The 24,244-nt window shown below is 52.6% G+C and carries 14 protein-coding genes; 1 reads left to right on the forward strand and 13 read right to left on the reverse strand.

The window, feature by feature from the left end; translation table 11 throughout:
- The first annotated feature begins 49 nt into the window (after positions 1-49).
- Positions 50-394 carry a P-II family nitrogen regulator gene (locus tag JI741_RS16450; protein ID WP_202011488.1) on the forward strand — a complete coding sequence of 115 codons (345 nt, stop codon included), beginning with the start codon at positions 50-52 and terminating at the stop codon, positions 392-394.
- Here the strand turns inward: JI741_RS16450 and JI741_RS16455 are convergent.
- From JI741_RS16455 to JI741_RS16515, 13 genes are all read right to left on the reverse strand, one after another.
- Entirely contained in the window at positions 387-1,193 is an 807-nt protein-coding gene (locus JI741_RS16455; protein WP_202011490.1) for an alpha/beta fold hydrolase, read from the reverse strand. The genes JI741_RS16450 and JI741_RS16455 overlap by 8 nt on opposite strands.
- A gap of 38 nt (positions 1,194-1,231) precedes the next feature.
- Entirely contained in the window at positions 1,232-3,010 is a 1,779-nt protein-coding gene (locus JI741_RS16460) for a glycoside hydrolase family 9 protein (RefSeq protein ID WP_369411805.1), read from the reverse strand.
- A 36-nt stretch (positions 3,011-3,046) separates the two neighbouring features.
- Positions 3,047-4,969, reverse strand: a complete 1,923-nt coding sequence (locus tag JI741_RS16465) for a T9SS type A sorting domain-containing protein (RefSeq protein WP_202011492.1) — start codon at positions 4,967-4,969, stop codon at positions 3,047-3,049.
- A gap of 124 nt (positions 4,970-5,093) precedes the next feature.
- On the reverse strand, positions 5,094-6,143 hold the full coding sequence (locus tag JI741_RS16470) for an IPT/TIG domain-containing protein (protein ID WP_202011494.1): 1,050 nt from the start codon (positions 6,141-6,143) through the stop codon (positions 5,094-5,096).
- Positions 6,144-6,193: 50 nt separating this feature from the next.
- Positions 6,194-7,870 (reverse strand): RagB/SusD family nutrient uptake outer membrane protein, encoded by a 1,677-nt coding sequence (locus JI741_RS16475; protein WP_236676110.1) that lies wholly within the window; start codon positions 7,868-7,870, stop codon positions 6,194-6,196.
- Between the two features lie 23 nt (positions 7,871-7,893).
- Positions 7,894-11,067 (reverse strand): SusC/RagA family TonB-linked outer membrane protein, encoded by a 3,174-nt coding sequence (locus JI741_RS16480; RefSeq protein ID WP_236676111.1) that lies wholly within the window; start codon positions 11,065-11,067, stop codon positions 7,894-7,896.
- Between the two features lie 427 nt (positions 11,068-11,494).
- Positions 11,495-14,773: a VCBS repeat-containing protein gene (locus JI741_RS16485; protein WP_202011496.1), complete on the reverse strand. Its 3,279-nt coding sequence runs from the start codon at positions 14,771-14,773 to the stop codon at positions 11,495-11,497.
- A gap of 284 nt (positions 14,774-15,057) precedes the next feature.
- Positions 15,058-19,236, reverse strand: coding sequence for a hybrid sensor histidine kinase/response regulator transcription factor (locus JI741_RS16490; RefSeq protein WP_369411807.1), 4,179 nt, complete (start codon positions 19,234-19,236; stop codon positions 15,058-15,060).
- A 141-nt stretch (positions 19,237-19,377) separates the two neighbouring features.
- A complete protein-coding gene (locus tag JI741_RS16495) occupies positions 19,378-20,631 on the reverse strand; it encodes an MFS transporter (protein WP_202012034.1) in 1,254 nt (417 codons plus the stop codon).
- A 67-nt stretch (positions 20,632-20,698) separates the two neighbouring features.
- Positions 20,699-21,361 carry a beta/alpha barrel domain-containing protein gene (locus JI741_RS16500; RefSeq protein WP_202011498.1) on the reverse strand — a complete coding sequence of 221 codons (663 nt, stop codon included), beginning with the start codon at positions 21,359-21,361 and terminating at the stop codon, positions 20,699-20,701.
- Positions 21,362-21,367: 6 nt separating this feature from the next.
- Positions 21,368-22,366: a sugar kinase gene (locus tag JI741_RS16505; RefSeq protein WP_202011500.1), complete on the reverse strand. Its 999-nt coding sequence runs from the start codon at positions 22,364-22,366 to the stop codon at positions 21,368-21,370.
- A gap of 77 nt (positions 22,367-22,443) precedes the next feature.
- A complete protein-coding gene (locus tag JI741_RS16510) occupies positions 22,444-23,487 on the reverse strand; it encodes a Gfo/Idh/MocA family oxidoreductase (protein ID WP_236676112.1) in 1,044 nt (347 codons plus the stop codon).
- Positions 23,484-24,185 carry a beta/alpha barrel domain-containing protein gene (locus JI741_RS16515; RefSeq protein ID WP_202011501.1) on the reverse strand — a complete coding sequence of 234 codons (702 nt, stop codon included), beginning with the start codon at positions 24,183-24,185 and terminating at the stop codon, positions 23,484-23,486. Before JI741_RS16515 ends, JI741_RS16510 begins: the two co-directional genes overlap by 4 nt.
- Between the last annotated feature and the right edge of the window lie 59 nt (positions 24,186-24,244).

The raw sequence follows: 24,244 nt of genomic DNA on the forward strand, positions 1-24,244 counted from the left end.
CGTGTAAGCAAGAAACAGCCCGTCAATGTCCATCTTAACCTCTACAACCATGAAACTGATCATAGCTATAATCCGCGAAAATCAACTGGACCAGGTGCGTGAAGCGCTTATCGATGCGGGCATCACCCGCATCACGGTGAGCCACGTGTCGGGTCACGGCCGCAGCAAGACGGAAGAAATTTACCGTGGCCAGGTGGTGATCCCCAACCTGGTGCCCAACATCCGGTTGGAGATTGCCGTGAACGCCGAGTTTGTCGACACCACGTGCAACGCCATCATCAGTGCCACGAAGGCAAACGACGGTGGCCTGATTGGAAGCGGAAAAATTTTTATTACACCACTCGAAGAAGTGATTCGCCTGCGCACCGGCGAACGCGGCCCGGACGCTATTTAAAAAACGTCAACACTTCATCGGCAAAGGCCTGCGTCTTCGAGGCACCGCCATGGTCGCCAGGCACGGTGTGATAGACGGACTTGGGGATCATTTTGGCCAGCGACGGCGCCGATCCATTGTCGGAATCTTCATCGCCACACAGGATGAGCACGGGGCGATTGATTTTGCCCAACGCAGCCACGCTGGTAGAGGGCTGTTCCTTTTGCAAGAAGGCCAACGCCTGCTGATCGAGTCCCGATTCCTGCACGCGTTTCACCATGCCTTCCAATTCTTTTACCGGCTCGCCACTGAGGGCTCTGTAGAACAGGATGCGGCGTGGCCATTCGGGATTGGTGAAGTCGGAACCCATGCCTCCCAATACCGCCCGGCCTACACGCTTGTCGAGCACCAGCAGCCTTGCCGTGATGATCGCTCCACGCGAGTAGCCCACCACATCGTATTTCTTGATTTTCAAAAATGATATCAGGCCCATGATGTCATTAGCCTCCGCGTCTTTTTCATAGGCGGCCGCGGTGTGGGGTTTGTCTGATTTTCCGTTGCCGCGCATGTCGAGGGTGATCACCTGGAAACCTTTTGCCACAAGGTCGTTGTAGAGCGCAGTTCGTTTCCACGATTCGCCGTCCACAATGAAGCCGTGCACCAGCAAAACGGGCGCACCACTCCCCTTCACTTCATAGTGAATTTTAACGCCGTCGGATGCGGTGTAGAACAGCAGAGAGTCTTCGGCGGCGGCCGAGGCTTTCGGCGTAGAGAGACCAACCAGAGCCAGCAGGCTCAGCAGGAACAGCGGTTTATACATACGGTGTGCGATTTGGGTATGTATAAAAATACGATCATTCAATGAGAATATCCTACCGTATTTTCCAACGCTTCCACGGCGAAGGCCAGGTAGACAAAGGGTGCATTCCAGTTGATGGCAATTTCGTTGGAGGCAAAGGAACACACATCGTCCACATAGGCTTCGTCGGGGATGGCGCTGGCGTAGTTGCATTTGTCTTGCATGGATGGATTTGGTCCACCAGCCAGCATACCGGGAATTGGTTCGGCTATTCCGTCAGCTTCGGATGGCCGATGGTGTGGGTGCATTGGGGTTTTGCTTCCGAAGCCGGTCATGAACGAGTAGCCTGTGGCATTGCGGCCCAAAAGGTAGTCGAGGTTTGAGAGGGCGTTGTCAACATACTTCTTGTCTTTGGTAACGGCGTAGGCCTGCAACAGCAATATGCCTTCGTTGGCCGCCACGGCGCTGCTCCCCCAGATAAAGTCTTTAGCACTTTGCCCCATAACCGACGGGTAGGCGCGTTCGTTCACGCCGACCAGCAATGCATCGGCTGTTTTCAGCAACGCACTTTTTATTTTCTCAGCATCAGTTTTTGCTGCACCCGTAAGTGTGTTTGATAAACGAAGCAGTGAATAGTATCCCAGCAAACGCACTTGCGCCCACGACGGCAAAGGCATTTTGTCGTCGGGTAGGATGGCGGCAGTGTTGTAGTAGCTTGTCTCGCCCGTAGTGAGGAAGAGTTCTATGGCGGCCCAGATAAATTCGTCTTTCACATCGCGATCGCCATAAGCACCGGTGCTTATCTTTGGTTCGAAGGAAGCATTGATGGCATTCTGCTCGTAGAGTTGTGCGGGATTTTTTTGTGCCCACGTCCACGCTTGTTTTGCGGCTGTCAAACAGGAGTCCGAAAGTCCCGGCCATTGTTTGGGGAATTCTTTATAGACGCGTGCGGCCTGGGCCATCACGGCAGCAAAGTCCAAGGCGGCAGCGGTGCTTTTTTGCACTGCATAGCGTAGAGCCACGGCTTTGTCGGGCATTTCCATTTTGTCGAAAGAGGCGTTGGTGCATTTGTGATAGACACCGCCGTCGTTGGGATCTTGCATGGTCAGCATCCACCGAACATTCCACAGCACTTCGTCAAGCAGGTCGGGTGTGGTGTTGCCGCTTTCCGGAATATTCCAGGTGGCGGTGTTCATGGCGGCCGGAAAATCTTCGTAGAGCGAAAGCAATGTGCCGGTGGTGATGCCGCTGTTCACGATGTATTTGTTGTAGTCGCCGGCATCATACCATCCGCGTGGTGACGAGATGATGGTGCCCGCCGGACGTTGTGCTGTAGCGGCCGATGAATGGACCAATACTTTATTGTCGGGGTGTCCTTCTGCCCTACTCCACTTTCCGGCGTACGTTGGCGTGAGCGGTGTGGATGCGCGGATGTAGTAGAAGGCTTTGATAGAACCTTTGGCAACCGCTTCGTGCACGTGCTTCCGAATGTTAAAAGGATAAGATTCTCCCACACCCTTCACGACGAGCCGATAAGTTCCCGGCTTTTGAAAAGCGCTGAAATCTGCGATGCTTGTTTTCTTTGGGTTGTAGGTTGACGCGCGGGCCGTTGTTAATTTTCCCTCCCACACTTTCTTTCCGTCGGCAGCGACTAAATAAAATTCATCGCCATGTTCGCCCGTCACCACCGCCAGTTTGGGTCCCTCCGGGTAATATCCCTCCTGATTCAACCTGATTTGTTCGCCACCATTCCGTTGTCCATAGACATTCAACATGCCACACCACACCGTAATCAACAACGCGATTGACCGCAGCAAAAAAAGCTCTTTTCTTTTCATTATATTCCTTTGAGTATATCGATCACTACTAGTTAACTACTGTGCCACCAATTTGTCTACCAAAATAATCTTTCCTCCCGACACCCGGATAAAATACAATCCCGATGGAATGCTGGTATGAAACTCGGCAGTTGTCTTGGTGGGATCAAGCGTTTCGGTATAGGCGGTGCGACCATTGGTGTCCAGCAATTCAAGTTTGTTGAAACCGGTTGTCGGGAAATCGATTCTGAAGTTTTCGGATGTGGGATTGGGATAGACTTTCATCTTCTGAACAGGCTGTCCTTTTTCAACGGGCGTGATTGTGTTTTCTCCGTTCTCCACCAACACATACACCACCGAACGCGGTGGCGCCGTGACTTTAACGCCGCCATTGATCAGGGCCGACTTCGCTTTTATACTTTCCACATTGGCCGGCCCACCTGCGGCCACGGTTGGTCCTTGCCCGTTCACAAATACCTTCAACGAAAATTCGCCGTTGTCGCTGCCACCGGTCAGGGTATGTGTGTGATATCGATTGCCGTAGCCAAAACCTTTCATGTTCACCGCCACGGTTTGTTCTGTAGTCCCCTGGTTCACGATAACCAGGCCTGCTTCGCCCGAGGCAAACTTTGATGCATAGGCCTTCACGTCGGCACTTCCCGACACGGAAGCGTTCACCATCTTGTCGCCAAAGTATTTCTGAAAGAAATACATGTAATAATACACCGGCCGGGGATTCCAGCGGGGAACGCCACCGGGTTCATCGCCCATGCTGAACATGCCGTGATCGTCGCCCCCAGACCATGCGTTTGCCAGGTCCCAGCGACTCGACATCCCGAACTTATTTTTGATAAGCTCACCCAAAACCAACGCCGCATGCATGCCACTGATGTAGGACACCATCTGCTTTGATTTCACAGCAAAGATGTTCCATTCCGTTAAGGCAATCGGTTTCACAGTCTGCCCCGCATCGGTGATAGTCTTTGTGAGGTAGGCCATGATTTCGGTGGGCACTTTTGTTGCTGTTGCAAGTATTTCGGCCGCTTTGGAGTCGGTGTCGTAGGGTGTGAAGTAGCTGTGCGCGATGTAGAAGTCGGAAGCCGATGCCGCGTTGGCGAGCACGCCGGTGTTCCAGTTTCTTTCTGTCTCGGTTGACCAACTGGCTGGTGGTGCTTCCAGGAGTTGTGCGCCGATGTGTATGGTGGCACCGATTTTTGTGGCGGCTTTGCGCATGGAGTCGGCAAATACTTTCAAGTGTTTTCCATAGAGGGCACCGGTAATAATTTCAGGTTGGCCATCCTTGTTGTCGCTGGTTTTGATGCGATAGCCGGCTTGCCAGTTTCCAAAATTTTCATTGCCGATCTCCCAGAATTTTGTTCGTCCGTTGTCGTAGCGAACCCACTCGGCCGCGAGGTGCGCAGCGGCCGCTACAGGGTCGGTGGCCGTGCTATAGCGCGAATAGCTGAAGTTGACCGTGATGATGCCCGTGCTTCCGGTTTGCTTCAGCATCTCATAGTAGTTGTCGAGCGACATTGTCCAGCCTTCATTGTTCTTCCCAAACCAATAAGGATTCTCGTCTTTGCTGCCGTCCGCTTTGACCAATGTGGCCGGAACATCGGCGGGGAGCTCGGTGGCATTTGCTGCGTTCCAGAAATAGACGCTGCTGATGTTTCCTCCGGGAAAGCGCAGCACGTTGGGTGCAAGCTTTTTGATGTGGTCGAGCAACACCGGCTGGTCCACCATTTGCGTCATGTAGATATTGGCATTGTTACCGTAGATATATTTTGAAACGGTGGCCACTTCTTCTGCGAAATTCACCGACACGGTGGATGTCGCAGCCCTGGCAGGTTTTTCTGCATCCACGTAGGGAGGTAGTGTTGCATTTTTTGATTGGGCATCGTCAAGAAAAAATCCCTGGGTGTTTTGCGACCTGGCAATCATCGCGGTAAAAAGCAGAATGACACTGTATAGTATTTTCATGCAGCATAAATTTTTGATGGAAGAAAAACATCACGACGATTGTGCGATGGTCTGGAAAATCCAGTGGTACGCCTTTGCAGACGTACCACCAGAATATTTCACCCAAACTTGTAAAAGGGTCTGTTTATAACAGTCCAATGTCGTCCACGAAGAACACATACGGCGCGCCGCCTTCGTCCTGGAAATTAAACTCGTTGATGGTGGCCGGGTTGCCCAGTTCGCTCAATGGAATGGTGAAGTCCGTCCACACACCTTCTGTAATGGTGAGCGACTTCTTGCTTCCCTCCACGCCGTTGGCGTCTTTGATATAGAGCATCACCTTCTTGCCCGTTGTTCCCGCGCCACCGTAGAGTGAAAGCTTCACGGCTTTGTAGACGTTTACCAACACAAAGGTGCTGGCCGGGTGAGACTGCACGCCACCCCACGCACCATCGTAGGTAATCTTCATGGATTTTGTTCCGCGCTTCGCTTGTTGTGTGCTGGTCCAGTCTACGGTGCTGCTCCAGCCGCCCCACTTCTGCCATGTAGCCACCAGGTCTTCGTCGTAGATGATGAACTTGAAACCGAACGCCGATGTAGACTTCACTGTTCCTGCTTTCGTGGTCACAAAAATGAACGCTGATGTCACGCCGTCTGGCACCTTCACCTGAATCTCTTTGCCGGTCGACGAAACCACTTCGGCTTCTGCGTCGTCGAACCGCACGCTCTCCAGGTTCTCGAAGAACTCACCCTTGATGGTCACAATTTCTCCGGCTCCCACAAATGCGGGGTCGAAGCTTGCAATGGATGGTCCAGGTTGCTCGACCACAAAATTCAATTCGGCCGATCCAAATTCTGTTACCACTCTGATTTTGTTTGGCACATTGGCAAAGGGTGCGTTGTCGGGAAGGCGTATGATGATATTGTCATTGCGAACCAGCGTGGTGTTCACCTGCGCGAGCAAGTCGTTGAAGTAGACTTCGCGTGTGGTGGCCAGGTTGCTTCCGAAGATAACGTAGGTGGTGCCGCGTTTCCCGCTCTGGGTCGTGGAATCTTTGGCTACCAGGCTCACACGTTCCAGCAACGGTGCTCCGCCTCCGGAGTCGTCGCTGCAGGACATGAACACCGCCGTGCTGCCCAGCAGCAGGCCTGCGGCGATCATTGTGTTTCGTACTATTCTTTTAAGTATGTTCATAAGTTTTATGTTTTTAACGCCTGCCATTGGGCCGGCAACATTCGTGTTGATCAATTGAAAACATAGGGTACCGGTTCCTTCGCCAGATTGGGCGCGCGCAACTTTTCGTTCGACGGAATCGGCAGTCTGAAATTGCCTTCATCCACAGGGAAGTTTCGCGAATTGTCGTCGGGATCCACAGCGATGGTCCACTTGGTGGGATCCGGAATTTTGTCGGGTGTGATCCGGTAGAATCCTCTGTCCTGGTTGCTCAGGATGTCGTAGGCAAGCTGCGGGTTGTAGTAGTGCAGGCGCACGAAGTCATACCAGAGTTGTCCTTCCATGGCAAATTCAAGATGGCGTTCGTCGAAGATGTCCTGCCAGGTAAGCACGTTCTTTGTGGTCACGTTGGCGCGGGTGCGCACTTTGTTGTAGTAGGTCAACGCTTCATTGTCGGTGGTGGATGCCGCGTCGCCCAGAATGGCTTCTGCATAGATGAGATACACTTCGGCAAGACGCATCATGTAGGTGTTGATCTCGGTGTGTTGTTGCGACACTTTGCCGTCGTTGTCTTCGGGTCTTCCCACCACATATTTCTTCACCCATGCACGGTTATTGTAACCGCTTCCGCCCAGGGGAACACGCAACTCCTGTGTTACCGGTTTGCCGGTGTTGCCATCGATCACCTGTTGGTGAATATACGAGTAGTGATCGCCGGGGAACATAAACGTGGCCTTGCGGCGAACGTCGGCGGTGTTGCCGTTGTCGATGAGGCCTTCGTATTTGTTCATCATGTAGAGCGATGCACCAATGTCGCCGCCCCAGCCATCGGCAAAGCCGGTGATGCTGGAACCGAAAGCGAGGAATGCCTGCACGCTGTTCTGCGATCCCCAGTCGGCTCCGTTATAGACCCACTGCAGGGCGAACAGTGTTTCGCCGTTGTTGTTGTTTTTTGTTTTGAAAAGCTCTTCGTAAAACTCTTCAAGCTTTGCACCACTGTTGTCGATCACATCTTTGGAAAGAACGCGTGCACTGTCGAGCATGGCCTGATCGCGGCTTCCGCTTTTGCCCACGCCGGCGCGGGTCAGGTATACTTTTGCCAGCATGGCTTCGGCTGCCCACCGGGTGAGACGTCCTTTTTGGATGGGCGTTTCAGGAAGGTGCGTGGTGCCATAACGAATGTCGCGGGTAATGAATTCCCAGATGGTAGGAATGGTGTTACGCGAAATGGTAGTGTCCTGCAACAGCTTGGTGTTGTCGGTGATGATGGGAACTTCGCCCCAGTTCTGCACCAGGAACATGTAAGCCATGCCGCGCATAAACCGTCCTTCGGCAATGGCGTGCTGCTTGATGTTGTCTGGCACATCGGGGCCAGCATATTTGTTGACGTTGCTGATGAGCGTGTTGGCTTGGGCCACCACGTTATAGAACGCACTCCAGGCACTGGTGTTTTCGCCGGTCACACTCGTTGTTTTGAACTCCACGTTCTCCAATTGATAGGAGCCTGAAGTCAACACACCGCCGCGGCCGTCGCCAATGCCGTGTGAGGCTTTGTCGTTGTAGGCAAACCACACGACGTTATACAGCGGGGCACTCCCCGCCAAAACCTGTTCGGATGTTTTATAGAAGTTCACATCCAAGATGGAATCTTTCGGAGGCTGTTCCAGGAAGTCGGAACTGCATCCTGCAAAAAGGCCGACCAGAACAAAGATGGCCAGGTAAGTTTTGCTATACATGATATGTTTCATCGCTAGAATATTTTAAATCTTTATTAGAAATCAACGCTCACATTAAAGGTATAGACCGGTGTCAGCGGATAGCGACCAAAGTCAACGCCGACCGATTGGTTATTGCTTTGTGAGTCACGGCCCACATAAGCGCCCACTTCAGGATCGTAGCCTTTATACTTCGTGAACGTGTGCAGGTTTTGTGCACCCACCGCCAGGTGAAGTCCCTGAATCACGTTTTGTTTGCCGATCAGTGATTTGGGGAATGAGTAGCCCAGCGTCACGTTTTTCACACGGATATACGAGCCATCTTCCACAAACTTGTCGGTGAAGCGCAAGCCGTTGCCGTTCACATCGGGTGTCACAATGCGGGGAATGTCGCCGCCCGGATTGGTGAGGTGTGCTTCGGATCCTGTGCCTTCTACGCGGGCATAGTCGAATGTTTCTTTCATCAGGTTTCTTCCGAGGTTGATGTTGTTGGGGTTCGTGTTGCTGAACCGCAGGAAGTTGTAGATGTCGTTGCCATAGGAGGCCGTCAACAGGATGTTGAGATCGAAACCTTTGTAGGAAAAGGTGTTGGTGAACCCGAAGGTTGCTTTCGGCCAGGGGTTACCAATGTTGGTGATGTCTTTCTCATCGATCTTGTTGTCGCCGTTAAGGTCTTTGTATTTGATGTCGCCAACCCAAACGCCACCGGGTGCCACGTCCTGACGTTGGCCGTTGGTTTTGGTTGGTATGGCGCTGTTGTTGATTTCGTCTACCGATTGGAAGATGCCATCATAGAGATAGCCTCTAAACAACCAGGGGGCCTGCCCCACGGCGGCGCGTTGTGTCCAGTTGTTTCCGGAACCGGTGTCGCCAATGAACCACGAGGTGCGGTCTACAAACGCGTTGTCGGAATAGAACTTGGTGATCTCTGTTTTGAAGCCCGACACGTTGAAATTACTTTTCCAGGAGAAACCATTTTGATCGATGTTCACCGTGGTCAGTGTGAAAGCCCATCCACGGTTTTCAAGCGAACCGATGTTCACCGGCGGCGGTTCGATGTGGCCTTCGTTGCCCGAGCCCATGTATAACGGCAGCGGGCTTGTCATGAGCACGTTGTCGGTTTTCTTAATATAGAAGTCACCTTCAAGCTGAATTCTGTTTTGCAGAATGCTGAGGTTGAACCCGATGTTGTTGGTGGCTGTTTCTTCCCATTTCAACGAAGAGTTCGGGAAGCGTTGCAGAATGAAACCCGATCCCCATGGCGTGCTCACCGACGACAGTGGTCCGTAGTAGCTTGTGCCACCCTGGCTTCCGGTGACGCCCGTTTCCACTCTCAATTTCAATTCGTTGATGAACGAAGCGCTTTGCATGAATGGCTCTTGCGAAATTCTCCAGGCGGCCGACACCGAAGGGAAGTATCCCCACTTGTTGTCCGGACCAAAGTTTACCGAACCATCGGCACGTATCGTTCCTTGCACGATATACTTGTCGTTGAATGAATAGTTGACACGTGCAAAATACGATTCCATGGCCCACGTGTTGTGACCACCACTGGTGGTTGCACCTTGTGTGTTACCGATGTTGAGGTCAGGAATTTCGTTGGTCACAAAACCTCTCTTCGAACCCGACACATTTTGCCACTCCGACTTTTGTGCTTCGTGGCTTACCATCACGCCGATGTCGTGTTTCTCGATGCGCGTGTTGTATTGCAACATCTGGTTCCAGTTCCAATAGTTGTTGTCGCTGCTGCCCGAGGTGAGGCTGGCCACGTCGTTTGTTTTGTTACCCAGTCTGTAGGTAGGTGTGAAATAGTCGGATCTTGAAAAGCCAAGGTTTCCATTCAGCGAGGTGCGGAACACAAGACCTTTGATCAGCGTCACGTCGAGATTCAATCCACCCAGCACCTGATATTTTGTTTGTTTGTTTTGAATCAGGTTGGCGATGGCCACGGGGTTGAGGGGTGTGAACTGAACGATGTTTCCATTGGTCAGGTCGGCACCGCCCCAGCTTCCATCGGGATTTTTCACGGGAATGTTGGGGGCAATCTGCAAGGCGTTGAGGATGGTATTTTCCTGTGTGGCCGTGAGTGTTTCTCTGGTTTGGTTCACGCTGAGGTTTGTTCCGATCTTCAACCACTTGCGTGTCTGGTTGTCTACGTTGAGGCGAATGCTGTTGCGTTTAAAGCTTGAGCCGATGGCCACACCATCCTGATCGAAATGTTCGCCCGACAGGTAGAAGTTTGTTTTGTCAGTTCCACCACTGAGGCTGAGCTGATGTTTGCTAAGGGGCGCTGTTTTGAAAAGTTCGTCCTGCCAGTTTGTGCCGGGACCCAGCAAGGAAGGATTTGCAAATTCAGGAGGCGGCGTGCCACCGGTGATCTGGCGTATCTCGTTTGTCATTTGTGCAAACTCGGCCAGGTTCATGGTCGGCAAGTTCTTGGGTTTTTCCTGGAGGCTGTACATGAAGCCGTAGTTCACTTTCATGTCGCCCGATTTTCCGCGCTTGGTGCTGATGAGGATCACACCGTTGGTTCCTCTGGATCCGTAGATGGCGGTTGCCGAAGGGCCTTGAAGAATTTCGATGTTGGCGATGTCAGACGGGTTGATACCGGCCAGCACGTTTGATGAACTGTTGGAGCCATAGCTTAGGGTGGACGGTTGAATCTGCACACCGTCGATCACATACAAGGGCTCGTTCGATCCGTTGATGGTGTTGATACCCCGGATGTTCACGGAAATGCCACCCCCGGGCTGTCCGGTGTTTTGGGTGATGTAGACACCCGCCGCACGACCTTGAATGGCTTGCTCGATGGTGGTGTTGATGGTCTTCGAAATTTGTTCAGAGCTCACGGAGGTTTGCGCACCCGAGATGTCGGCGCGTTTCATTTCACCGTAACCTACCACCACCACTTCCTGGAGTGTGGACACGTCTTCCTGAAGATCGACGTTGATGCGGGACTGGTTACCCACTTTTATTTCCTGCGACTTGTAGCCGATGAAGGAAATGGTGAGCACATCTTCATCGTTGGCCGAAATGGAGAAATTGCCATCGGCATCGGTCGACGTTCCATTGGGTGTTCCCTTGAGGAGCACATTCACACCGGGCATTCCGGCACCGGAGGGATCTTTGATTGTTCCCGTGACGACGCGCTGGCCATAGGCGACCATGCATCCCAGCAGCAACAACAACACGAAAGCCCCTTTGACAAAGCTTCGGTAGACTTCTTTCATAATCATAGATTTAGTTTGTTGGATAGAGTTTAGTTGTATAGGGTGACGCGTTTGGCTACGGAAACCGGCTGAAACGATGTTGTTCTCCTCCTCGTCCGAGGTCGCCTTCGGGGGTTGGTTTCTCCCAACAAACCCCTTCCGGCAATCCCGTCATACCTAACCCATAGGTACCGCTTCAAGTCTTTAGCAATCGTTTGACTGATTAGATTTTAGCAAACGATTGCAATTCCGTATTACAAATTTGAGCCGGAAACGCAGTTTCGAGGGTATGAAAATGTTGCGGATTACTTCCCGGCGCGTTAACCGAGGGGGTAGAATGTTTCAGGTGAATGGGTGTTTTGTTAACCACCCCGTTGCGGAGTGCTTCTACGAACCATAAAAAGAAGGTTTTCGCGACCCGCGCGGGCCGCTGAAGAAGGTTGTTTTGTTAACGCCGGAAGAGCGTGGGGAAGGCATTGTTGATGCCAAACAGAAGGTTGCCGTTCTCCAAAACAACGATGTTGCGCACGTCGCCACGCAGGATTAGGCCTGACGTTTTGGGGTCGAGGTGCGAAAAGCCGCCCTTGCCGTCATTGAGAAAAACATCTCCAAAACTGGCCGTCGCTTTGCCAAAACGCGAGCGCGTGGCCGTCAGATTTCCACCGGTCACCAGGTCAGGCTTGCCATCGCCGTTCACATCCACGGCCGCCAATGCCATGACTGGGGCAAACTGAATCTGGATGGGCAGTGCATGGGGGATGAAGCCGTTGCCCGTGTTTTTCAAATAGAGCGTTTCAAAGGTTGATGCTTCAAACACCCTCGCTTTGCCCAACTCAGCCGGGTTCAGGATGGTTTCCACGGTGGCCGTGGTGTAGGTGGCGTAGTCGGGGAATCGTTTCTTGAAGGAAGGCAACTGGTCCGTCAACTCATCGCGTGTTGGCATCGGGTAGGCCGCGCTGCCAATGAAGTAGGTCATCAGCGGATCCACGGATCCGTTGTTATCGAAGTCGGCAGCGTATAGTTTTACGGGCCGCGCAGGTGTGGCTTTGAAAAGATTGTTCATTCCAAAGTTGCCGATCACCAGGTCTTTGCGACCGTCGCCGTCGAAGTCTTCGGCGAGGATACGATTCCACCAGCCGCCGGTTTTCTCTTTACTATAGAGTGTTGTTTTATCTTTCAGCTTTCCGTGGTCGTTGATATAGATCTTCACCGGCATCCACTCTCCCACCATCACCAGGTCAAGCCATGTGTCGTTGTTCACGTCCAGCCAAACGGCGTCGGTCACCATGCCGGGCCGGATCAGGTCGGGTGCCAAGGTGCTGGTGGCATTGGTGAAGTTGCCTTTGCCATCGTTCAGCAACAAACAGCTTTCGGGTGCTTCGGGATAGCGACCGGGTTTGATTCGCGCGCCGACAAACAAATCCAGATCGCCGTCGTGGTCCACATCGCCGGGGCGAACACAGGCGCCACTGCTCAAGTGTGCGGGCAATGCAACGCTCGTGAAGTTTCCTTTGCCATCGTTGCGATAGAGTTGATCGAGCAGTGCCACGTCGGTGGTGTCGTATTCATAGCCGCCGGTCACCACATACAAATCCTGATCGCCGTCGTTGTCCATGTCGAAGAACTGTGCGTCGATGGTTTCGGGTGTTGCCTTGTTGTCGAATACACCTGATTTTTCGCGAAAGCTGCCGTCTTTCGTCTGCACATACAATGCACTATGTTGTCCCTTGGCGCCGCCCACAAACACATCGCGCAACCCGTCGCCGTTGATGTCGGCTGAGGTCAATGCCGGACCTTGTGTAGAATACATGCGCGGCAGCAAGGGCTGCACTTTGAAGTCCACAAAATCATTTTCAATATGTTTGAATGGAATTGCATGGGCCACCTCGCGATACTGTGTCACTATTTTTGCAGGGGCAACAGTCTTCACCACGGCATCCTTTTGCAACAAGGTCAATGTCTGGTCGCCCTTCATCTGCAGCACGGTTTGCCGTTCGCCCTTGGGCCATTCCACCACAAGCGAATCGATGACTGTGGCTTGTCCCAATCCAAAAAATAATACAGGCTCCACCGACGACTGAAATCCGCGGTACGGACACAGCATTCGTTTCATCAATTTTCCTCCCTGATAAAGTGTGACGGTTGCACCAAGACCTGCCGTGTTTTTGTCGCTTCCCTGCAACGTCACTTTCAAATAGTGATTGCCATTTGTGCCCGCGTTGTTGCGATAGATGCCTGCCGGTTCATCGAGGTTGTTAAACACAAGGTCAAGGTCGCCGTCATTGTCCAAGTCGGCATAGGCTGCTCCGTTGCTCAGGTTTTTGGCGGCAAAGCCCCAGGGAGCCGACACGTCGTTGAACAACACACCGTTTGTGTTTTTAAACATGTAGTTGTGTTCGGTGCCCGATGGCATTTTATTGAGCACATCCTGCAGCGTGGCTTCGCGTTGTCCCTGGCGTGCTTTCAATTCCAGGTCGATCTTGTAGCGTAGAAAGTCGTTGCTCGTGAAGTTGCGTTTGAAGCCGTTCGACACAAAGAGGTCCTGCCAGCCGTCGTTGTCATAGTCGGCAAACAACGCGGCCCAGCTCCAGTCGGTGCCTGCGATGCCGGCCAGTTGACCCACTTCGCTAAACGTGCCGTTGCCGTTGTTGAGGTGCAACATGTTGCGCATGTTTTGGTGATGCCTCCCGCTTTTCACCATGGCCGCATACACATCGTAGCGGTCGGGCCAGTAAAATTCTTTTTGCCGTTTGTTGTTGTCGGGCAACATGTCGAGAGTCACCAGATCCATATGGCCGTCGTTGTTCACATCGGCCATGTCTACGCCCATGGAGAATTGCGACATGTGTGTGAGAAGGCTGTCACCGGCGTCGTTAAAAAAATGACCGTGGTCATTGAGGAGCAGGTTATCCTTTTCGGTGTAGTCGTTTGAGGCATAGAGGTCAGGCCAGCCATCGTCGTTCAGGTCCCCATACACAACGCCCAGCCCATAGTTGGATGCCGGGCCATAGATGCCAAGCGAGTCGCTCACGTCTTTGAACGTGTTGTTGTCGTTGCGATAAAGTTTGTTGCCTACGTAGGGCACACGGGTCTTTGCGTAGCGGCGTGTCACGTCATAGGAGTTCGAGATGGTGAGGCGTGAGTGGTTCAGAAGAAACAAATCAAGGTCGCCATCGCGATCAAAGTCAAGGAAGGCCGCCTGAGTGGAATAGGAATCATCGTCCAGTCCGTAGTCGTGGGCTTTGTTGGAGAACGTGAGGTTTTTGTTGTTTATATAGAGTGCGTTTTGCCGGAGCATTTCGTGTTGCGGGCCTGAGCGGCATACGTAGAGATCGAGGTATCCGTCGCCATTCACGTCGGCCATGGCCACGCCGGTTTTCCATCCGCTGGTAGCGGCCACGCCTGCTTTTTCGGTGATGTCTTCGAAGGTGAAGTTGCCTTTGTTCAGATACAGTTTGTTATCGCCCTGGTTGGCGCTGAAATACAAGTCCACGAGGCCGTCGTTGTTGATGTCGCCCAGGGCCACACCGCCGCCGTTGTAGAAATATTCATAGGCCAAAATGTTTTGTCCCTGGCTTTCGGGGTTCAGGTTGGAGAATGAGACGCCGGTTTGTTCGGGGGTAAGCGCCTCAAAAACGGGCGGCGCGGTTTCCGGAGTAGGGCTGCATGCCTGAAAGACGAAAGCGATAGACAGTGCCAGGATGCAGGAAAGGCGTGTGTGCATCATCGTGAAGCCTTTGTTGAGTGTTGTCGCTGATCCTTAATTAACAATGGCATAGGCCATGGCGGATGCAATAAATATATAGAGAATAATCTCGAGGATGAGCATCATGCGGGAAAGTTTCTTCTTGTTGTCGGTCGCCATGGTTGTAGCCTCAGAAAGCAAAATTTTTCCAAAGCTACACGCACAGGCTTCTTATGATGGTCATAAAATCGTTACAATGTGTATGCAAAATGTTATACGCGCCACATTTTAACGGCACAGATTGTTAAAACGGGCTGTTGTCATTGCTAAACATCGGCGGCGGGCTGCGCGCCATTCTTTTTCGACGCTACGTAGGCCGAAGGCAACATGCTGAATTCGTCGCGGAAATACTTCGCAAAATATTTCGGACTGTTGAAGCCCACTTTGTAGGCCACTTCCGAAATGGTGAGCTGACTCTTCTCCAGCAACTGTGCCGCCCGTTGCAGGCGGATGGTGCGGATAAACTCCAACGGACCTTTGCCCGTGAGGGCCAACAGCTTTTTATAGAGGTGCACACGACTCATGCCCAGTTCGCGGCTGAGGTCTTCTACCGAAAAATCGGGATCAGAAATATGATCTTCCACCACTTTGATGGCATTCTGAATAAGCTTCTCGTCCAGCGAGGTGATGTTGATGCTGGTGGCCTTCACTTCAATCTGTTTCCGGAACTCCTTGTGAAACAATTCGCGTTGGTGAATGAGGTTGCGGATGCGCGATTGCAGGATTTCGAAGTTGAAAGGTTTGGTCACATAGTCGTCGGCACCAATCTCGAAGCCTTCCACCTTTTGTTCCTCGTTGGTGCGGGCAGTCAGCAAGATGATGGGTGTGTGCGACACGGCAGGGTCAGCCTTTATTTTCTTGCACAGTTCGATGCCGTTCATCACGGGCATCATCACGTCGCTCACAATGAGGTCGGGCAAGTGTTGAACCGTTTTTTGCCATCCCTCGCTACCGTTGCGGGCTTCCACAATGGTGTATTGTCCTTTCAGGTTGTCTTTCAGATAGAAACGAAAATCTTCGTTGTCCTCTACCAGCAGCAACACGGGTTTTCGGGTTTGGGATGCCTGTTGGTCTGCCGGAACGGCCTCTTCCGGTTGCGGCGATGCCACGGCAATTTCTTCCCACTGCGGTGGCGCGGGCGTTGGTGTGGTTGCGCCCGACAATTCCACCACGGGAATCAGCACCGTGAAGCAACTGCCTTCGTTGGGTTCGCTCTGCACGGTGATGGTGCCGTTGTGTGCTTTCACAAATTCTTTTGTGATGGACAACCCGATGCCGCTGCCCTGGTTCACCATGGTGTGGGGCAGGTCGTTTTGAAAAAAGCGCTCGAAAATCTTTTCGTGCATGTCGGCCGGCACGCCTATGCCCGTGTCCTTCACGTTGATCTCCATCCACTTCGACTGATCTTCGTCTTTCACACGCAAGGCCATGGCCACGTCTACCTTCCCTCCTTCGGGCGTGAACTTGAAGGCATTCGACAACAGGTTGAAGAGAATCTTCTCCAGCTTGTCTTTGTCGAATATGGTTTCCAGCGACGGCACCGCCGTTTGAAATGTGAGCTCTATGTTTTTCTTTTCCGAGAGATCGCTAAACGACAGCGTGGCTTCCTTCACAAATGCCACCAGGTCGCCTTCGGATGCGTTGAGCTTTGTTTCCTGCACTTCCATGCGGCGAAAATCCAGCAACTGGTTCACCAGATTCAACAGGCGACGGGCATTGCGATGTATCATCTGAAACTGTCCGCGCTGATCGTTGTCGTTTGTGTTTTTCAGCAACCGTTCCAGCGGTGTGAGGATGAGCGTGAGCGGTGTGCGAAACTCGTGGCTCACGTTGGTGAAGAATTTGATCTTCATCATGTCGAGCTCGTGCAGTTGTTGGGCTTCTTGTCGTTCCTTCTCGATTTTATATTTCATCCGTTCGCGTTCCAGGATGAGTTGGCGCGACAACAACAGGGCGCCGAGAATAATGAAAATGTAGAGTACAAAAGCCGTGCGGGTTTTCCAGAAGGGTGGCAGCACGGTAATCTTCAGCTTGGTGGGCGTTTCGTCCCACACGCCTTCGTTGTTCGACGCCAGCACCGAGAAGGTGTAGTCGCCCGGATCGATGTTGGTGTAGGTCACCTTGCGCTGCGAGCCGTCGGTTACGAGCCACTGGTTGTTGAAGCCCTCCAGTTTGTATTTGTATTGACTCTTCAGCGGATGGAAATAATTCAGCGCCACAAACTCGATGGAAAACACGTTGTCGCTGTGTTTGAGGGTGATGCTTTTTGTTTCTGTTATGGATTTTTCCAGCACCACGTTTCCATCGAACACTTCGCCGATCTTCACGCTCTTGTTAAAAATCTGCAGGTCGGTGATCATGACCTTGGGAATGTTTTTGTTGATGCCGATGAGATCGGGTTGAAACAGGTTGAAGCCGTTCGGACCACCAAAGGCCAACTCGCCTTGTGGTGTTTTCCCCACGGCGTTGTCGTTGAACTGTCGGCCCTGCAAGCCGTCCGACTCGTCGTAGTTTTTGAACGTCAGGTCCAGTGCACGCGAGTTCTTTTCAAATTTCACGAGAATATTGGAGAGGCCATGGGGCGTGCTCACCCAAAGGTTGTGACTGTTGTCTTCCACCACGGTGAGGATGGAGTTGTGTGGCAGACCGTCTTCTTCACGATAGTGTTTGAATTTTTTTGTTGTGGGGTCGAACACGTTGAGCCCGCCATGGGTCCCAACCCAAACCAGCCCGCGACTGTCTTGTGTGAGAAACAGCACGCTGTTGTTGCTCAGTGTTCCTGGAGTGTTGGCATCGCTCAGGTAGTGCACAAAGCGGTTGGTCGCTTTCTCCAGCACGTCAATGCCATAGCCGGTGCCGACCCAGAGGTTGCCTTCGTTGTCTTCCATCAACGAGGGTACATACGTGGAGTGTATCGAGTTGTCGTCGCCCAATTGATAATGTCTGAATTCCTGTTTCCGGCGATCGAAGAGGTCAAGACCCTGGTTCAGGGTTCCGATCCACAGGTTGCCACGACTGTCTTCAAAAACTTCCCAGCTGTTGTCGTCGGCGATGCTCTTCGGGTTGGCGGGATCGTGTTTGTAGTGCGTGAATTTTTTTCCGTCGAACATGTTGAGGCCGCCAAAGTAGGTGCCAATCCATAATTTTTTATCGCGATCCATCCACAAGCTCACGATCACGTTGTTGCTAAGGCTGTTCGGATTCTTGGGGTCGTGCACGTATTGCGTGAATGTGTTTTTCTGGCGATCGAAGTAGATCAGTCCCCCGCCGTTCGACCCGATCCACAAGTTGCCGTTGGCTTCGCTCACAAAGGCATTGATGTCGTCGAACATCAGGCCTTTGGGATTGGACGCCTGGTGGCGATAGACGTTGAACCGGATAATGTTTTCGTGATAATAGTTTACACCATGTTTAAATGTTCCGATCCAGATGATGCCCTCATAGTCTTTATACATCGTGTTGATGCTGTTTTGACTAAGGCTCTTCTCGTCAGACGGATCGTTGAAGATGTAGTTGACGGTGTTTTTCTTTTTATTGATGAGATTGATGCCGCCGTGATCGGTGGCCACCCAGATGATGCCTTTGTTGTCCTGGGCAACGCCGCGCACGATGTTGGTGTTGAGGCGCAGGGGCTGCGAATGGTCGTCGATGTGCTCGAATGTTTTTCCGCCGTTGCTAAAGCGAAAGAGCCCGCGATTGCTGTCGCCCACAAAGATCCACAATTCACCGTCACTGTCCACCACCAGGTTGTAGCGGGTGCCATCGCTTTTCAACTGTTTGCTGAGGATGTGATTTCTGTAAGCCACTTTTCCCGTAGCCACGTCCAGGCGTTCCAACACGCCGTTCTGGTGCACGATCCAAAGTTGTCCATGACCGTCTTCCTGCAAAGACGATACATGATTTGTGGCGATGGAGGTGCTGTCTACTTCTTTGTGAAACAGCGGCGTGAGCTTGCGTGAGGGCGCGTGATATTGAAATAGCCCGAGGGTGGCGTGGATGAACCAGAAATTTCCCTGGCTGTCTTTTTTGATGTCGGTGATGATGCCCTCAGGAATACCAAAGCGGTCAAGGTATGTGCGGGTATTGTGATGAAAGGTTTCCGTTTCAGGATCGTAGACGTCGATGCCGCTCCACGTGGTGAGCCAGATGTTGCCCGCCGGATCTTCAAACATTTTGTTCACATCGCTGTTACGGATGGACGTGGTGTCGGCGGCGTCGTTGCGATACACTTTTATGCTGTAGCCGTCAAAACGATTGAGCCCCGAAAGGGTTCCGAACCACACAAACCCACGGCTGTCTTTCAGAAAACATTTAATCTGGTTGTGCGACAATCCCTGGTTCACGTTGACGTGCGAGAACTTGTATTGCTCTGTTTGGGCACACATGGTTCCCCAGCAAAGCATCGCCAGAAAAAACAGCAGGAATGATTTTACGTTCGACGTCACACAGGTCAGCTTGTGAAAGAAAATTATAAAAAATCTCCCGGATAACAACACGTTAGTGTGCCGAGCGGCAAATGTTATAAATGGATTTCAGGGCCAGCAAGGAAACGCAGGCTCTGTCAACAGGAAAAATGACGAGGTGGCTTACAGTTTGACGCGCTCCATCTTTGGTGCCAGCAGGTGCATCATGCCCCACGCCAACAGGTAGCCAAATCCGCAAATCACAAACAGGATATTGTAGCCCACAGTAATGTCACCGGCGGTCTTGTAGTGATCGAGCAGGTTACCCACCAGCAGTGGGAACAACATGCCCCCGATTGAACCGGCCATGCCTCCGATGCCCACCACAGAACTCACCGCGTTTTTCGGGAACATATCCGACACCGTGGTGAAGATGTTGGCACTCCACGCCTGGTGCGCGGCCGCGGCCAGACTGATGAGTGCTACGGCGATCCACACGTTGCCTGCAAACTGGGCCGTCATGATGGGCACGACACATAATGCAAAGAACAACATGGACGTCTTGCGTGCCCTGAACACCGGCCAGCCTTTGCGAATGAGATACGATGACAAGTATCCACCGCCAATGCTGCCAATGGTGGTGGCCGTGTAGACAATCACGAGATGAAGGTTGGGCTTTTTCAGATCGATGTGATAGGCTTCCGAAAAGTAGGATGGCAACCAGAAGAGAAAAAACCACCAGATCGGGTCGGTCAATAGTTTTCCAAACACAAACGCCCAGGTCTGACGGACGCGCAACAAGGTGAGCCACGGCACCGATGTTCCTTTTTTCTCGGCGGCTTCGTCTGCATCGCTGTGGATGTATTCAAACTCTGCAGTGGAAAGGCGTTTTTGTTTTGTGGGGATCTCGTAGAAGATGATCCAGAACACCAGCCAGATGAAGCCAAGGGCTCCGGTCCAGATGAAGGCATGACGCCATCCGTACACACCCAAGATCCACGGGACCAGCACCGGTGCCACCACTGCGCCAATGTTGGCGCCCGAGTTGAAGATGCCGGTGGCGAAAGCGCGTTCTTTTTTTGGAAACCATTCGGCCGTTGCTTTGATGGCGGTTGGAAAATTTCCGGCTTCGCTGATGCCGAGAAATGCGCGCACTATGCTGAAGCCCATCGTGGTTCTGACCACCGCATGCAACATGGCGGCGATGCTCCAGAAAACCACCGACACGATGTAGCCCATCTTTGTGCCGATCTTGTCGACGATGCGGCCAAACAACAAAAGCCCCAACGCATAGGCTGCACTGAAGGCCATCACGATGTTGCTATAGTCGGTTTCCGTCCAATGAAAATCCTGCTCCAGCGTTGGCTTCAGCAACCCGATGACCTGCCGATCCACATAGTTGATGGTGGTGGCAAAGAACAAAAGGGCGCAGATCATCCAGCGATACTTGCCAACAGGTTGCGAAAGGTTTTGCACGGGGAAAGGGTTAGGATGGTTAGTGATTCTAGTGGCGGAGTTTTTTGGCCAGCGCCAGAATTTCCGTGACGCGTTGTGTCAGCAAGGGCCAGTTGCGTTGCTCTAAGATATCTTTGGTGAACAATTGAGAACCCAATCCCACACACGCGGCACCGGCTTTGAACCACGACGACAAACTCTGTTCGGTGGGTTCCACACCGCCGGTGATCATGAGTTGCAACCCCGGCACAACGGGCATGATAGACGAAACAAAGTTGGGTCCGAGCACCGATCCCGGGAAGAGTTTTATAATTTCTGCACCCAGCTGCATCGCCGTGATAATTTCCGTAGGCGTGGCGCACCCGGGAATCCACAGCTTGTCGTGTGCGTCGCAGACTTCGGCCATCTCCTGTTTCATGATGGGTGAAATGATGAAGTGTGCGCCGGCGTCGATAAATTTTTTCGTGGTAGGCCCGTCTGTCACCGTGCCGATGCCCAGCATCAGATCGGGGTAGCGTTGCGACTGGCTCAGCAGGTGTTGAAATACTTCGAACGAATTTTTGCGGCGGTTTGTAAATTCAAACACGCGGATGCCGCCCGCATAGGAGGCTTCCAAAACTTCCTGTGCGTCTTTGGGATTATCGTGGGTGAACAAGGGCACCACGCCCGAAGCTTTTATCCCGTCTACTATCTGTTGCTTGGTGAATGTCATGATCGTTTATCGTAAAAGTTTTCCAATATTCTCTCCTCGCATCAAGGCTTCCACCTCCTGCACGGAGGTGGTGTTCACATCGCCTTCAATGGAATGTTTCAGGGTAGTAGCGGCCGCAGCAAACTCAACCGTCTGCTGATCGGTCATGCCCGTGAGCCAACCATAGATGAGGCCCGCCATGAAGGCATCGCCTCCGCCCACGCGGTCCACGATGTGTGTCATGTCATATTCTTTCGACGTGAGCGTGACTTTGCCATCCCAGATCACCGCCTGTATTTTGTTGTGTGATGAGCTGATGGACTCGCGATAGGTGCACGACACTTTCTGAATGTTGGGATATTGCTTCATGGCCGCGCGGCTGCTTTCTTCCAGGGAGCCTCCGCCAATGCCGAGACAGTTTTCCAGGTCGGTTGTGCCGGCCACGATGTAGTCGGTTAACGAAATCAATTCGGGCATTATGTCGCGGGCCGTCTTGCCATACTGCCACAGGTTGCGGCGGTAGTTGATGTCGCCGGAAATTTTCACGCCGTGCTTTCGCGCCGAAACCAGTGCTTCGCGACATACGGTGGCGGCGCCTTGCGAGATGGCCGGGGTGATGCCCGTCCAATGAAACCACGCGGCGTCTTTCAGGATGCTGTCCCAATCCACGCTGCCGGGAGCGATGTGTGCGAAGGCAGAATCGAAGCGGTCGTAGATGATGCGCGATGACCGTTGCATGGCGCCGTTCTCGAGAAAATAGACACCCATGCGTTCGTCGCCGTAGAGTATGTGGCGTGTATCCACTCCGTGACGTTGCAGGGTTTGGGTGGCCGCGATGCCCAGGTCGTTGCTGGGAAAGCGGGTAACGTGGGCCGTGTCGCACCCAAAGTAGCGCAACGATACCGCCACGTTTGCCTCCGATCCGGCATACAACACCTGCAAGCTTTGCGCCTGCGTGAACCGCGCAAATCCCGGCGTCGACAGCCGCATCATTACCTCTCCGAAGGTGATTACCCTTTTCTTCATAACCTGATATTTTCCCACGCTGCCACAACGGTGCGTGTGTTCAGCATTTTATACGTATATGTTTTGTGTTCTTTACTTTAGAGCGCCACGGCTTTGCGCAGTCTGCTGCTTTCGTAGCACGCTTCAATGAGGCGTATCACGTCGCACGATTCTTCGGGTTTCACTGCCAGCGGTTTGCCTTCGCGAATCGCCCCGTACACATTTTCGTAGAAGCCCAGGTAGTTTCCGGCGATGGTTTCCACCTGGCCCTCCACGTGCAGTGTGCCCACTTTGGTGTTCAGCTTTCCCCACCATTCCTTGCCCTCATATCCCCATGACGTAGATTTGGGGCTCTTACCCTCTTTCAATGCCTGTTCTTGTGGATCAATTCCGTATTTAATATAAGAACCGTCGACGCCGTGCAGGCTGTAGCGCGGTCCCTGCTCACGCACCAGGTAGCTTGATTTCACGATGGCCTGCAAGCCTTCATAGTGCAGCCGTATGTCATAGTAGTCGTCTACTTTGCCTCCGGGGCGTTGAATGCCGACGCGGGCGTCCACTTCTTTGGGCATGCCGAAAAGCACCAGCACCTGATCGAGCATGTGCGAGCCCAGGTTATAGAGGATGCCTTTGCCAGCGCCGGGTTCTTCTTTCCAGGTGTTGGCCTCAATGTAGTTGCGGAAGCGATCGTAGTGCAGTTCAAATTCCACGGGTGTGCCCACCAGTTTGTTTTCCAGCACTTGCTTCACGGTAAGAAAGTCGCCGTCCCAGCGGCGGCTCTGAAAAACGGTGAGGGTCTTGCCGGTTTTGGTGGCCAGCGCCATGAGGCGGTTGGCTTCGGCTGAGGTGATGGTGAAAGGTTTTTCCACGATCACGTGTTTGCCGGCTTCGAGCGCCTGGGTGGCATAGGGCTCGTGGGTATCGTTGGGGGTGTTCACCACCACCAGTTCGATGCTTTTGTCGTTCAGCACATCGTTGAGTGTGCGCACGATGTTGACGGCTGGGTAGCGTTCTTTTGCCTGCGACGAACTTCGTTGCAACACGGTGCTGAGGGTGAATCCGGGATGGGCATTGAGCAGGGGGCCGTGAAAAACTTCGCCCGACATGCCGAAAGAGAGAAGTGCGGTGTTTATGGGATTCATGGAGAAACAGGATCTATGTTTACCGGTTTGACGGTGGCCTGAATTTTATGAATTGTTTTTAATAATGCCACAAGATTGTGTTCAATGGCTTTCCAGTTTTTTTCGGCGATGAGGTCTTTGGTGAACAATTGTGCGCTGAGTTTCACCGCCAACGATCCGGCTTCAAACCATTTGGCCAGTTCGGTGTCGCGCAAATCGGATATGCCCGAGGGGATGAAACGCAGGTCGGGATGTTTCCGGGCGAGCGGGGCCACGAATTCGGAACCGAGCACATTGCCCGGCAGCACGTTGATAACGGAGGCGCCCAGCGCTTTTGCTTTTTCAATTTCGGGAACGGTGGAGCACCCGGGCATCCACAGCATGTTGTAGCGGTCGCACACTTCGCCCATGTCGGGCCGCAAAAACGGAGAGGCAATGAAGTTGGCGCCGGAGTGAATGTAGCGCTCGGTCATGATGGAATCCAGCACGGTGCCCACGCCGAGGATCATGCCGGGAAATTCTTCGAGCTTGCTCACGAGGTATTCAAAATAGCGCAGACCCTTGTTGTCGCGCTGGTGCATAAATTCAAAGACGCGGACGCCACATTTATAGCTGATGGAAACCGTGCGCAACAAAACATCCACGTCGGGGTGAAAATAAACCGGCACCAGGCCCGATGCCCGGATATTCAAAATTGCGTCCTTCTTGCTTACTGACATTCTGGTGGTGATATTTATGCAGGATTTAATCCTGAGGCTCTTTCAGATTTATAAAAAAT

Origin of the sequence: Chryseolinea lacunae, from assembly GCF_016735595.1 — a bacterium.
Lineage (GTDB): Bacteria > Bacteroidota > Bacteroidia > Cytophagales > Cyclobacteriaceae > Chryseolinea > Chryseolinea lacunae.

Coding starts and splice junctions, on each gene's coding strand:
- JI741_RS16450 (WP_202011488.1), top strand. CDS start 50: ATGAAACTGATCATAGCTATAATCCGCGAAAATCAACTGGACCAGGTG.
- JI741_RS16505 (WP_202011500.1), bottom strand. CDS start 22,366: ATGAAGAAAAGGGTAATCACCTTCGGAGAGGTAATGATGCGGCTGTCG.
- JI741_RS16510 (WP_236676112.1), bottom strand. CDS start 23,487: ATGAATCCCATAAACACCGCACTTCTCTCTTTCGGCATGTCGGGCGAA.
- JI741_RS16455 (WP_202011490.1), bottom strand. CDS start 1,193: ATGTATAAACCGCTGTTCCTGCTGAGCCTGCTGGCTCTGGTTGGTCTC.
- JI741_RS16460 (WP_369411805.1), bottom strand. CDS start 3,010: ATGAAAAGAAAAGAGCTTTTTTTGCTGCGGTCAATCGCGTTGTTGATT.
- JI741_RS16480 (WP_236676111.1), bottom strand. CDS start 11,067: ATGAAAGAAGTCTACCGAAGCTTTGTCAAAGGGGCTTTCGTGTTGTTG.
- JI741_RS16495 (WP_202012034.1), bottom strand. CDS start 20,631: ATGATCTGCGCCCTTTTGTTCTTTGCCACCACCATCAACTATGTGGAT.
- JI741_RS16500 (WP_202011498.1), bottom strand. CDS start 21,361: ATGACATTCACCAAGCAACAGATAGTAGACGGGATAAAAGCTTCGGGC.
- JI741_RS16470 (WP_202011494.1), bottom strand. CDS start 6,143: ATGAACATACTTAAAAGAATAGTACGAAACACAATGATCGCCGCAGGC.
- JI741_RS16475 (WP_236676110.1), bottom strand. CDS start 7,870: ATGAAACATATCATGTATAGCAAAACTTACCTGGCCATCTTTGTTCTG.
- JI741_RS16515 (WP_202011501.1), bottom strand. CDS start 24,185: ATGTCAGTAAGCAAGAAGGACGCAATTTTGAATATCCGGGCATCGGGC.
- JI741_RS16465 (WP_202011492.1), bottom strand. CDS start 4,969: ATGAAAATACTATACAGTGTCATTCTGCTTTTTACCGCGATGATTGCC.
- JI741_RS16485 (WP_202011496.1), bottom strand. CDS start 14,773: ATGATGCACACACGCCTTTCCTGCATCCTGGCACTGTCTATCGCTTTC.